Raw genomic sequence first — 12,338 nt, 5'->3', positions numbered from 1 at the left:
CCGCCTATTCGATGATGACGGCGGCAACCGAAAGAGAGCGGATCGTGCCGTTTTCCCAGTGTTAAGGCGGGACTAGGAGGGCAAATACATTGAAGCGGCGACCCCCTAGTTGGTGGCCGGTCAGGTGGATGTTCTCATCGCCGATGCCGTGGCAAACGGCCTGTCATGAGCGTGTAGGCCAGTAGCAGGGGTATGCTCTTGCGTTGTGCTACTCGAGGCTTAACCCGTTGTGCAAGCGGGTTAAGCGTCGCGGGCGCGCTGGCGGATGGCTTGGATCTCGTCGGCATCGATATTAAGGGTTTCCAGAAACTCTTGATGGGCGTCCGGCTCCATCTGCTCGAACTGGCGGTGCCAATGACTCATGTCCTGATCGCTCAGGCCCGCCGCACGCATGACGTTGACCCAACCGGCTTTGCTCAATTGAGGCTGGGTGTGTAGATCCTGACAATTGAGCCGTTGCACGATGGCTTTTTGCTGCAGCTTTAATCGTTGGATCTCACTTTCCAACGCCGCGAACTGCTCCCGCAGCAGCTGCTCCTGATCCGCGTCATCCGCGCCATCGAGGATCGATGCCAGCTTTGCCACGGGCACGCCGAAGGCTCGGTAGGCTTTTATCGTCTCCAGTCGCTGTTGCTCTTTGGGGCCGTACCAGCGATAGCCGTTATCGGAGCGACTGGCGGGCAGTAACAAGCCTTCCCGTTCGTAGTAGAGCAGGGTAGTGCGGGAGATCCCAAACTGTTTGGCCAGCTGAGAAATGGTGATCATAGAGCAGCTCGTTGATGGCGTGTGGAGATAGGCGTTTGAGTATACCTAAGCCGCCGCGATGCGTCCTTTCGTCAAACTTGCTTAGTTTCGCCGACAGTGCTTGAGGGGGAGTATTGGCTGTAAGTCGGATCGTTCAAGCCTTTATCCCGCCAACATGGTTGTTCGTCTTGTCGATGCATCCCGAGATCAAGGCCCGGCCTAATTCAAAATAAAGATATCTGCTCACCATCAGATCCAACATCGCGGTCGTCGAGTTCAACCATCGTTATGATTTATTCGCAGCACAAAAAACGGCTTAACGTTATACCGTTAAGCCGTCTCCTTACACTCTCTATTAATTTGAGCTTGCTGCTTACTGGTCGGCCATCGCGTTGTTGAACTTCATCACGTTGACCCGATGGCCCTTGTGATAATCCAAGTTCCGGTTGGTGGGTTTGGGGCCGAGCTTATTGATCGGTAACTCGGCCTCCCAGGCATCGAACCTGTCTTTGAGCTGCTGGGTTTTCTCCGGCATCTTGTAGGCCAGATCGTGCCACTCGCCGGGATCGTCGGCGATGTTATACAGGCGGATGGTTTGCGGACCGTGATTGTCGTTCCAGGTCAGTTTCCAGTCGCCATCGCGGATGGCGTAGTCGTCATCCCGGCGCCAATGCATCAGCTCGTGCGGCCTCTGGTCGGCGGGCTTGGCGCCGAGCAGATAGGGCATAAGATCGACCCCATCAAACTTCACCGGGCCGGCACCGCCTTCGTCGCCGCCCAGAAGCGCGTTGATGGTGGGCATGATATCCAGGTTCATTACCGGATGCTCATACACGCCACCGGCAGGCAACCCTGCGGGCCAATGCATCAGGAAAGGCACGCGGATCCCGCCCTCATAAGTGTCGCCCTTTGAGCCGTTGTAGATCCCCGGACTGGAGGTGATGTACTCGCCCCGGGCGAGCTCCGCCGGACGTGCCGGGCTGCCGTTGTCACTCATGAAAAAGATGAGGGTGTTGTCATAGACGCCATGCCTTTTGAGCGCATCGACCACCTCGCCAATGCCGTCATCCATCGCCAGTGCCATCGCCGCAAACACCTTGCGATCGTCGCTGGCATCCAGATCCTGCACCCGATCGATGTAGGATTGCGGGGCAGTCCAGGGATGGTGTGTCGCAAAGTGGGCGAGATGAAGGAAGAAGGGTTTATCGGCGTTGCGATCGATAAAGCCGACGGCTTCTTCGGTGAGCAGCTCCGTCAGGTAACCGTTCTTTTCCTGGATCGGCGGTTCGGCGATCTCGTTGCGATAGATGGGGGACAGGTAGGGTCTGCCGCCCTCTTCCGCGTCTGACTTGTAGTAGTTATGTGAGGCGGTGCGAAAGCCGTAAAAGAAGTCGGCGCCACGCTCGTTTGGGGTGCCGGTTGGGTTGCCCATGTGCCACTTACCGATCATCGCCGTCTGGTAGCCAAAGCCCTGCATCATCTCTGTCATCAAGGGCTGATCGTGCGGGATCTGATTGTCTTTGAAGTTGCCATAGACGCCAAAGCGCTGCTGATGCACACCGGTCATCAATCCGGCGCGGGAGGGGCCGCAGACCGACGCGGAGACGTAAGCCTGGGGGAAGTGGATGCCGCCGGCGGCCAGCTTATCGATGTTGGGCGTCTTGATGTCATCAATACCGTGGTAGCCGACATCGCCCATGCCTTGATCATCCGAGTAGATGACGATGATGTTGGGCTGCTGTGCGGCGCTGTGCTGTGCGGCGCCAAGAGCCGGGGCACAGAGACCCAGTGCCACGGCACCAGCGCAGATGTTAGCCAGCGGCATTGAATATAATTCTATGTTTTTTATCATTATTATAAGATATGGAGGGAGGGGGACATTGATTCTACTGGGCGCGCTTTGGGTAACAAGCTGCGACGTCACAGAGGTGAAAAAACACCGGCGGGATGCTCAGAGGTGCTTGTCGGTATTCAAGCGGACGGCCGTCAGGGAACGCCTGGTGTGATGGCTGGACGGAATGGACCTTGTTTGCGATCAAGATCGCGGCTCGCTCCTCACGCATGAAGGGCGATTTGCTTTGTTTACGAGCCGTGTCCGGTTTGATCAAACCAGCTGAGCGTGTTACTCCGGCTTAGCTGGCTCGTCGTGCGTTGGTTGGAAACCCGCGATGGAGGCTTAGGGGGGGCTTTACGCGGGTTTTATTGCGGTTTTTGCTACCGCCGGCTTCAGTTCTCCAGCGCTGAGTGGGTGCCGAAACGATGGCTGTTGCCGATAAATACGCGACAGAATTCCCCCTGTGTTTGTCGGGATAGATACTGAGGATCACCGGTCGGGTTGGTGCGATCCGCTCCCCAGCGCCAGGATCTGCTCTATGTTCACCGCGTCGGCGAAGCCGTCGTCGTGGCTGATCAACAAAAAGCCGCCCGGATAGTTGTTGAGCGCTGCGATCAGCACGGCTTTGGCTTCCAGATCCAGATGGTTGTCCGGCTCATCCAGCAGCAAGAACGGCGGCGAGGTGCCCTGGCCGAGCAGTAACATCGCCAGCTTCATCTTTTCGCCGCCACTGAGCTTGGCCACCGGGCGCAGCGCGTCGTCCCGGCGCAGGCCGATGCCCGCCAGTTGGGTGCGACGCTGCGCTTCACTCTCACCCACGTCAAAGCGCGCCAGGTGGGCCAAAGCCGACGCCTGGCCACTCAGGATCTGACAGTGTTGATCCAGATAACCAATGGGCGCCTGCCCCTGAACCTGGCCGGCGGCCGGGGCGAGTTGGCCCAGCAGGACTTTGAACAGGGTGGTTTTGCCACTGCCATTGGCGCCCAGCAGACGATAGCGCTGGCCCTGATGCAGGGTGAGCTGCAGTGGCTGTTGGCTGCCAAAGGGCAGCTGGCATTCGTCCAACTGGCGGACCACGGCCCGCCGTGATGAAAGCTCAGAGGTTTGCGGCCCCAAAGTCAGCCGCAGTCTGACGTCTTTGGCCTGCTTCTGGCTCAGCGCACAGCGTGACTGGCGCAGGTGTTGCTCGGTTTGCTCGGCTTGACGACGGCGGCCCTTGCAGGCAGCGGTGGCTCTGTCTTTCATGGCATCCAATAACACCTTGGGATGGCTGCCACGCTTGGCTTTGCCTTGCCGGACTCTTTGTTGGGCTTTTTGTTCATTGCGGAGCTGCTGTGCTCGGTGGTGCTTGAGCGCGCGATCGGCGTTTGCCAGCGCCCGAACAATGGCGGCGCTGTGCACGGCTTTGTGCTGAAGGTAATCGGCGTAGTTGCCCTCATAGACGGCCAGGCCCTGCTCGGTCAGATCCCAAACTCGCTCGACTTGGCTGAGCAAGCTGAGATCATGGCTAACCAACAAAACAGAGCCGGAGAATGCGCTCAGGCGTTGGCGCAGCCAGTAACGTCCGGCTCGATCGAGGTGGTTGCCGGGCTCATCGAGGATCAACACCTGCGGGCGCTGAGCAAAGGCCTGCCACAGGCGCAGTTTGACCCGCTCGCCGCCGCTGAGCGCAGAGGCCTTCGCTGCCAGCGTGTGAGGCAGGTTGAGCTGTTCAAGGGCCGTCTGGGCTTGCGCGACGGCGTCCCAGTTACCCTCCATTCGGGCCAGATCAGTCTCATCAAATTCGCCGTTTTCGATGCGCCTTTGGGCCTGCAGGATCGGCGTGAGTCCCAGCATGTCCGCCAGGGAACCCTCGGGGCAGGGCGGCTGCTGTGGCACATAGACTAAGTGCTCGGGTCGAGTGATCTGACCGCTTTGGGGCGGTTGCTGGTCACACAGCAGCTGACACAGCAGGGATTTGCCGGCGCCGTTGCGGCCGATCAGCGCGGTCAGTCCGGGACCGAGGGTCCCTTGCAGGTTGTCAAATAGGATGCGGCCATCGGCTAAGCGGTGGCTTAACTGTGAAAAGTGCAGTGGTGGCATAGAGCCTCCTGTCATTGATGACAGGGGCGGGGTTCAAGCCCAAAGCCGCAGTGATGACATAGTCCGTCATCAGCGCTGAAGATAGCAGTGCAAAGACACAGAAGTGCGCGAACACAATTGTGCTGAGGCAACGGGAGAACACCCACTGATCCCTGTCGATCTAAAAACGTCTCCGCACCGGCGAACGGGCAGAGGGGTTGATTAAGATCGGGGGATTCAGTTGTTCATCGTTGCAATATCTCCGTGGTAGTTGCCAGCGGATCAGACCAGAATACGCATCTCATTGCAATGATGGCAGGCGGCTTTTTGCTCGAGGAGAAGCGCTGCGGGTATCGTGGCGATCGTGACCCATGACTCAGTTTGTTGCGCTTCGGTTTGCCTTTGCATCTATGCCACTTAATGTGCATTAGAAATCAATAAAAAACAGTGAGAAAGGAATGACTTCTGTGACAACAGGTGAAGCAGGGAACGCGGCGGCGGGCCGCTGGCAATTGCCGGATACTTTGATCCTTATCTTTATCGTCGGCTTGTTGGCGGCCGGGCTGACCTACCTCGTTCCTGCGGGAAGCTTTCAATCGCAGGAGATCACCGAGGTGGTGGCCGGCATTGAGACCACCCGTAGCGTGATCGATCCGGCTTCGTTTGCTTATGCGACTAATGACGACGGTAGCCTGCAGTACCACCGGGTGGCGTTGTTTGAGGGCGGGGGTGGGGTCGGCTTCCTCAATTTCCCGTTTGAAGGTCTGGTGTCCGGCTCCAAGTGGGGCAGCGCCATCGGCGTGATCATGTTTATGTTGATCATTGGTGGTGCGTTTGGCGTGGTGATGCGCACCGGTACCATCGACAACGGTATCCTGCGTCTGATCGACAAGACGCAGGGCAACGAGGCCCTGTTTATTCCGGTGATGTTTGCCCTGTTTTCGCTGGGCGGCGCGGTGTTTGGCATGGGGGAGGAGGCGGTGGCGTTTGCCATCATTATCCTGCCGTTGATGATCCGCCTCGGATACGACGGTATCACCACGGTCATGGTGACCTATGTTGCGACTCAGGTAGGTTTTGCGGCGTCTTGGATGAACCCGTTCTCGGTGGCGGTGGCACAGGGCGTCGCCGGTATTCCTGTGTTGTCAGGTTCGGGTTTGCGGATCGTGCTTTGGTTTGGCTTCACGGCCGTCGGGATCGCCTTCACCATGCATTACGCCCGGGGCGTGCAGCGGGAGCCGACGCGATCCTACAGCTATCACAGTGATGCCTTCATGCGTGAGCAGCCGATGGCGGAGTTGGACAACAGCCGCTGGAACTTGGGCGACAATCTGGTGCTGTTGACCGTGATCGGCACCTTGGTCTGGGTGATCTGGGGGGTGGTGAGTGAGGGTTGGTACATTCCGGAGATCGCCTCCCAGTTCTTTACCATGGGCTTGGTCGCTGGGATCATCGGCGTGCTGTTCCGACTCAATGACATGCGCATGAACGACATCGCCGATGCCTTCAAAGAGGGGGCGGGCATTATGCTGCCAGCCGCGCTGCTCGTGGGGTGTGCCAAGGGCATTTTACTGTTGCTCGGTGGGGCGGACTCCGCTGAGCCGTCGGTGCTCAACAGCATATTGAACAGCGCCGCAGGGACTATCGGTGGTCTGCCGGACGTATTGTCGGCTTGGTTTATGCTGACGTTCCAGTCGGTGTTTAATTTCTTTGTCACCTCCGGCTCCGGTCAGGCGGCGCTGACCATGCCTTTGATGGCGCCGCTGGCGGATCTGGTTGGGGTCTCTCGTCAGGTGGCGGTGTTGGCGTTCCAGCTCGGTGATGGCTTTACCAATGTGATCGTGCCCACCTCCGCGTCCTTGATGGCGACTTTGGGGGTCTGTCGGGTGGACTGGGGCGACTGGGCTCGTTTTGCTTGGCGCTTTGTTGCCCTGCTGTTTGTGCTGTCTTCCATTACCGTGGTGCTGGCGCAGCTATTGGGTTATCAGTAAGGCTTTATTTGGCCTGTTTGAAGGCGAGGCGGTGTACGCTACGGCCCAATGGTTTTGCCGTATAAGGGTTACCGCCAGAGCGCTGAGGGGGCAAAGTCGTCGATGACTGCGTGAGTCATCGACGGCTGATAGTGAGCGGCTCTTAGGCTCGAGGCGGCTAACCTTTCTTAAAGCGCCGCGCCTGAGACTGGGTGGCGTTGATGTGCTTCTGAAACGCCTTATCTTTGGCGCGCTTCTGCGCCAGTGTGGCGCTGTTGAGCGCCTGCTCCCGCATCAGTTTCTGGAAGCTGGTCAAACGGCGCGGCTCCAGTTCGCCGCTGTCGATGGCGGCCTGCACCGCACAGCCCGGCTCATTGCCGTGCTGGCAGTCGCCGAAGCGACACTGCCCGGCCAAGGCGGTGATGTCGGCAAAGGTGGCGTTGACGCCCTCATCGCAGTCCGCCAGTTGCAGCTCGCGCATTCCTGGCGTGTCCAGCAGCAGTCCGCCCTGCGCCATCGGGTGCAGGGAGCGTCCGGTGGTGGTGTGTCGGCCCTTGCTGTCATCCTCGCGAATGCCGCCGGTTTCCTGCACTGCCCCGCCCAGCAGGGTATTGACCAGAGTGGATTTGCCGACGCCGGAGGAGCCCATAAAGGCGACGGTTTGGCCGCTGCCGCACCAGGGCAGCAGCTTGTCGATCTGTGCCGCGTCCAAGCCATTGATGGTTTCCACCATCAGCAGCGGATCCAGCCCCTGCACCTGGCGCTTCATCGCATCGGGATCGGCGCACAGATCGGCCTTGGTCAGCACGATCACCGGCTCGGCGTCGGCCTCATTGGCCAGACTTAGGTAACGCTCCACCCGGCTGAGGTTAAAGTCGTCGTTGAGTGACATGACGATAAACAGGGTATCGACGTTGGCGGCGATCAGCTGCTCGGCCACCTTGCTGCCCGCCGCCTTACGGCGAAACAGGCTCTGGCGCTCCAGCAGGGCTTCGAATCGACCTTCGGGGCTCAGCTGCAACCAGTCGCCCACCGTGATGGCGGGCATGTTGGGCGTCAGCTCGAGATCCACCGGCCCCAGCTCGCCCAGCAGCTCCAGCCGGTTGCGGTGTTGGGCCACGACGCGCAGGGCGGGAAAGTCCCACTGCTCCAGCGTGATCTGTTGCCCAAAGAAGGGGCGCCAGCCCAGCTGTGCCAGTGTCATGGGCTTAGACGCCGGTTGGTTGTTGGCGTCGGTCGTTATCTTGCTGTGATCTGGACACATGGTTTGTTTTCCTTTGCTCAAGCCGGCTTTTACAAGCCCGCTTGCTGGTTTGACGCTGTCGTCGCTTATCGATCCATGTTACTCGCATTTCATACGAATGACGGCGTCGCCGGTGCGTTCAAACGTGCTCTCTGCGATGGGCGAAAAGCCGTAGCGGTGGTAAAAGCGGCGACCAATGGCGTTGTCTTTGAAGACGTCGACCTCTAGCGTGCCGTGCACGCTTTTGGCGTGGTTCATCAATGCCTGGCCAGCGCCTTTACCGTGCTGCGCCGGATCCACAAACAAGCCGCCGACTTCGGTATTGCCGCTCTCATTTGCGAGCAAGGCAATAAAGCCCAGCGGTTTGCGATCGGCCGTGGCGACCCAAGTTTCGGCGTAGGGCAGGTAGATCTGCTCGGTGTTTTGGCGTTCTTCGGCGATGAAGGCGTCGCTCAAAAACGGATGGGCCAGTCGCGAGGCGGCTTCCCAAAGGGTAAGAATGGCGCTGAGATCGCCCGCTTCATAGGGTCTAATTTGCACTGTCATGATGTTATCTACTCTGATCATCGCCACTGCTCTTACGATCACATGGCTTGCTGGGCCCATGTCTGGGCAAACCGAGGCGTGGCTTCCCACTCAGTCGTATTACGCAGGGGGATGGCGCCTCAAACAATGGAGCGAAGTATAGGGACAAGGCTTAAGTGCGGATTGAACAAAAGCGACAGTTTTTACCGGCGGCACCAGCTCATCAAAGCCGGTGGCTTACGCTGCGCTAAGCCCCCCTACGACAGCGGGAATGTGTCTCGCTCTCGTAGGGCTGAATAGCCATGCCGTGACACTTTGGTGGGCAGACAGGGCGTTAGCCGTAAAAGGCCGAATGGTACGCCACTACTCCGGCGGGCAGTGGCTGGTCACCTTGAAGTGACTGAACGAGAAAGTACTCTGCCGGCACGCCAGACAGCGTCAGGTTGGCATCGACGGCAAAGCCAAATCGACTGTAATACGCCGGCTCCCCGAGCACGACCACACCGGCGGCGCCTAGGGGGGTCATTTGTGCCAATCCGGCTTTGATCAGCGCTGCGCCGATCCCCTCGCCCTGACGTGCCGGGCTGACGGAGACCGGTCCGAGTCCGTACCATTGCACGTCGGTGCCATCGATGGTGATCGGTGAGAAGGCGATATGGCCGACGATGCCGGTGTCATCTTCTGCCACGAGCGACAGCGTCAGTGCGCCCTGTTCGCGCAGACGCTGGACGATGAGATGCTCGGTGGGTTTGGCACCCGGCGCATGGTGTGGGTGATCTTCAAAGGCCTGGTAGGTGAGGCGTTCGATCACTGACGTGTCGGCGGCGGTTTCGGTGCGGATCTGCATGCTGTGTTTCTCTCTATTCTCTGTTCTCTATGCGGGGGCAGCGGGCGTTGTCGCCCGCTTCCACTGCTGTTGTTAGACCGAGGGGCTCTTTTGCAGCACGAAGATCTGATAGCCAAATTCGCCCAGGTGATCGCGGTAGATGTTCAGCTCGGTTTCGATCTCGGTCAGTGCCGCACTGTCGGCCATTTCTGGCTTGAGCTGCGCGACGCGCTTTGCCAGCGGTCCGGCGTAGTTTTGCCAGGCGGTGTCACTCAGGGCGAAGCTGTCCAGTACGGAGTAACCGGCGGCCTTTGCCTGGGCCGTGCGCTGGGAGACCGTGGTCATGTCCGGGTAGTCTTTTTGCCAAAAGCCTTTGGCGGCATCGCTTGGCGTATCGGTGAGCCACACCAGATCGCTCAGCACCAGGACGCCATCGTCTTGCAACAGGCGACGCCACTGTGCAAAGGCGTTGGTGACCCCCATGATATAGGCGCAGCCTTCGGCCCAGATCAGATCGAAGCTGGCATCCTCGAAGGGCAGCTCGGTCATGCTGGCGGCAACGGCTTGGATCCGTTCGATGATGCCCGCTTGCTCAGCGCGCTGGCTGAGGCGATCCAATGCCGATTGCTCGTTGTCGACGGCGGTGATCTGCGCCTGAGTGTGGGCAGCCAACAAGGTGGTGGCCAGGCCTTTGCCGCAGCCGATCTCCAGCAGACGCTGCGGGGCATGAGGCACTTTCGCCAACGCGGCCAGCGTGTCGTGCTCTGAGCCTGGGCCCCAGCGATCCAACGTCTCGAAGATGCGCATAAAGTCGGCCATGTACTGTTCGTGTTCGTTCATGTCTTTGGATAACCATTTCACTCTCAACGCCTCTTTCTCCGTGAAGCCCTGAGCGATCAACCATTGCAAGTGGGCGTCCGGCGCCACTTCATCGACCGACTGATGCCAAGCTTTCAGATCGCCCTCACCCAGCAGGGCGGCCAGCAGCTGTCGGGATCGCTGCTTTTGGGCGATCTCGTCATCAAGTTGCTGGAGCCTTTGTAGCAGCAGCGCCCGATCGATCTTGCTGCTTAGACAGGCTTGGCACTCATCCAGAGTCAGTCCGCCTGCTTGGAGCTTAAGGATCAGCTGCAAACGCTGGGCGTCCTGCTCGCTGTAGACGCGATAGCCGTTGGCCTGACGCTTGCCTTTGATCAGCCCCTTTTTCTCGTAGTAGAGCAGAGCGGTGCGGGACAGGCCGACCAAGGTGGCCAGCTCTGAGATGCGATATTGGCGGTTTTTCAAGATCCGTGGCTCCCGTTTTGAGGACGGCGGTTAAGGGCCGCGATAAGGGACAAAGCTCAGTCTAGGTGCGGCACTGTAAACGGTGAAGCGGTAGACAGGTCAAGGTGGATTTTGGTTCCATCGAGTTCTTATTAACGGTGTTAGCTATGGACATTTTCGGCCAGGAGGCCGCGAACCTACGCTGGAGAGCCACTTTGCGTCGGTGGATGCCGAAGACTGAGTGAGCTGCACGTAGAGTTGAAGCATGGTCCGAATGGTCGAGGCGGTTTGGTATACCGGCAGGGTAGAGTGGCGCAAAGATCCTGTTCGAGTTCGGTCGGTTCGGCGGCTAGGTCGGCGCTGAGCTCATGCTGGATGCACATCCACCAATAGTCAGTCGAGTGTAGCGATGAAAGAATTTAACCAGAAAGTGGCGGTGATCACCGGCGCAGGTGGCGGCATAGGTCGCGAGTTGTCTCTGCAATTGGCGCGCCAGGGGTGCGATCTGGCACTGGCGGACATCAGCGAAGAGAACGTTACGGAAACCCAGCGCCAGGCGCAGCAGCTCGGAGTGAAGGCCTCTATCCACCTGGTGGATGTGGGGGACGCCGAAGCTTACCAGGCTTTCGTCGCCGAGGTGATCGACAGCCATGGCAAGGTCAATCTGCTGTTTAACAACGCCGGGATCACCCTGCAGCGCAGCTTCGAAAATCACAGCATTGAAGATTGGGATCTGGTGCTGCGGGTCAACCTGTGGGGCGTGATCCACGGTTGTAAGTTCTTCCTGCCTCATTTAAAAGCCGCCGATGAAGCCCACATCGTCAACCTCTCTTCGATGGCGGGCTTTTTGGGCTTGCCCAATCAGGCGTCCTATAGCTCGACCAAGGCGGCAGTACGCATGCTGAGCGAAACCCTGGCCACCGAGCTGGCCCGATTTAACATCGGCGTGACCAGCGTGCACCCGGGCGCCATCGCCACCAATATGATCCGCAACACCCTGGATCGCGCCGATGATCAGGCCAAAGCGAAGAAGACGCTGGAAACGGTTGAGAAGATGGCGATGCCGGTGGAGAAAGCGGCGAGCACGATCTTGACCGCCGTCAACAATAAGTCATTCCGGGTTCGTATCGGTAAAGACTCCGTCCTGCTGGATCTGCTCAAACGCTGGATGCCGGTGATGCTGCACAAGCTGATCATACACAAAATGAGCGGGGCGAAGCGAGCCGTTGCTCAGTCATAAGTTGCAAGCCGGTTCAAGGATCGGCGTGTTGTTAGGTGCTCTCGGTACTACGCCTGAGGAGAGCCAGATACGTCAAGTGTCAGACAAATGGCTGCAAGGGCGCTAAAACCGGCTGTTCTAAGTTTCAATGACTTTGGGCCTTTGAGCCTAGTGGGTAATCAATGGTCGCTCAGTAACAAATCATTGAGCGTTGTTGCCGTAAGTCGCGAGGTTCCAGTTGATTCTGGGTTGCTCGATGTAGCTCTATTTGATGGCTGCTTCGATGTTGTTGACGGCGGTTTGAAACAGGGGTAGATCACTCTGCTTTCGGCTTTTGGCGACAGTAAGCCATTGCTGGCCCGTTTCGGAGCCGTAATTGAATTTCATTCGGAGCTCATATTTGTTTGCGCTAAGCAGCGCGCACAGCGCCCCGATGCCAAAGCCGATAATAGGCAACTTAGAGGCGAATGGCAGGCCGTATTGCAACCCTTCGGCCGGGATGAAGATAAACAACAAGCTGGACACGACTAAATAACTGATCCTAATTGTGCTCCACTATCTGCAATCCATGACCACCACCCGGGAATGGTGAGGCGTTGTTCATGAAGTACTTCACCCGCCGGATCAGTTGCCACATGTGCTTGCATCGATGA

General features: G+C 58.6%; 10 protein-coding genes. 2 read left to right on the top strand and 8 right to left on the bottom strand.

Features of this window, described 5'->3' with window-relative positions; genetic code table 11:
- Positions 1 to 240 precede the first annotated feature (240 nt).
- The 3 genes from ABEA08_RS17795 to ABEA08_RS17785 all read right to left on the bottom strand — a co-directional run bounded on the left by ABEA08_RS17795 (position 241) and on the right by ABEA08_RS17785 (position 4,660).
- The gene (locus tag ABEA08_RS17795; RefSeq protein ID WP_345336733.1) at positions 241 to 765 is read right to left on the bottom strand and encodes a MerR family transcriptional regulator; all 525 of its coding nucleotides are present in this window, start codon (positions 763 to 765) and stop codon (positions 241 to 243) included.
- 352 nt (positions 766 to 1,117) lie between these two features.
- Complete coding sequence (locus tag ABEA08_RS17790; protein ID WP_345336732.1) at positions 1,118 to 2,569, bottom strand: sulfatase family protein; 1,452 nt, start codon at positions 2,567 to 2,569, stop codon at positions 1,118 to 1,120.
- A gap of 498 nt (positions 2,570 to 3,067) precedes the next feature.
- Positions 3,068 to 4,660: an ABC-F family ATP-binding cassette domain-containing protein gene (locus tag ABEA08_RS17785; RefSeq protein WP_345336731.1), complete on the bottom strand. Its 1,593-nt coding sequence runs from the start codon at positions 4,658 to 4,660 to the stop codon at positions 3,068 to 3,070.
- Positions 4,661 to 5,097: 437 nt separating this feature from the next.
- Here ABEA08_RS17785 and yfcC point away from each other — a divergent pair, with 437 nt between their 5' ends.
- Positions 5,098 to 6,630 (top strand): putative basic amino acid antiporter YfcC, encoded by a 1,533-nt coding sequence (gene yfcC / locus ABEA08_RS17780; protein WP_345336730.1) that lies wholly within the window; start codon positions 5,098 to 5,100, stop codon positions 6,628 to 6,630.
- A 157-nt stretch (positions 6,631 to 6,787) separates the two neighbouring features.
- Here yfcC and rsgA read toward each other — a convergent pair whose 3' ends face one another.
- From rsgA to ABEA08_RS17760, 4 genes are all read right to left on the bottom strand, one after another.
- Positions 6,788 to 7,873, bottom strand: a complete 1,086-nt coding sequence (gene rsgA, locus ABEA08_RS17775; RefSeq protein ID WP_345336729.1) for a ribosome small subunit-dependent GTPase A — start codon at positions 7,871 to 7,873, stop codon at positions 6,788 to 6,790.
- 78 nt (positions 7,874 to 7,951) lie between these two features.
- A complete protein-coding gene (locus ABEA08_RS17770) occupies positions 7,952 to 8,419 on the bottom strand; it encodes a GNAT family N-acetyltransferase (RefSeq protein WP_345336728.1) in 468 nt (155 codons plus the stop codon).
- 292 nt (positions 8,420 to 8,711) lie between these two features.
- A complete protein-coding gene (locus ABEA08_RS17765) occupies positions 8,712 to 9,224 on the bottom strand; it encodes a GNAT family N-acetyltransferase (protein ID WP_345336727.1) in 513 nt (170 codons plus the stop codon).
- A gap of 72 nt (positions 9,225 to 9,296) precedes the next feature.
- A complete protein-coding gene (locus ABEA08_RS17760; protein ID WP_345336726.1) occupies positions 9,297 to 10,487 on the bottom strand; it encodes a methyltransferase domain-containing protein in 1,191 nt (396 codons plus the stop codon).
- Between the two features lie 388 nt (positions 10,488 to 10,875).
- Here ABEA08_RS17760 and ABEA08_RS17755 point away from each other — a divergent pair, with 388 nt between their 5' ends.
- Complete coding sequence (locus ABEA08_RS17755; RefSeq protein WP_345336725.1) at positions 10,876 to 11,706, top strand: SDR family NAD(P)-dependent oxidoreductase; 831 nt, start codon at positions 10,876 to 10,878, stop codon at positions 11,704 to 11,706.
- A gap of 243 nt (positions 11,707 to 11,949) precedes the next feature.
- Here ABEA08_RS17755 and ABEA08_RS17750 read toward each other — a convergent pair whose 3' ends face one another.
- Positions 11,950 to 12,210, bottom strand: a complete 261-nt coding sequence (locus ABEA08_RS17750) for a hypothetical protein (protein ID WP_345336724.1) — start codon at positions 12,208 to 12,210, stop codon at positions 11,950 to 11,952.
- Between the last annotated feature and the right edge of the window lie 128 nt (positions 12,211 to 12,338).

Source organism: Ferrimonas pelagia, assembly GCF_039543565.1.
Lineage (GTDB): Bacteria > Pseudomonadota > Gammaproteobacteria > Enterobacterales > Shewanellaceae > Ferrimonas > Ferrimonas pelagia.
This window is presented reverse-complemented; position numbering and strand designations above follow the sequence as displayed.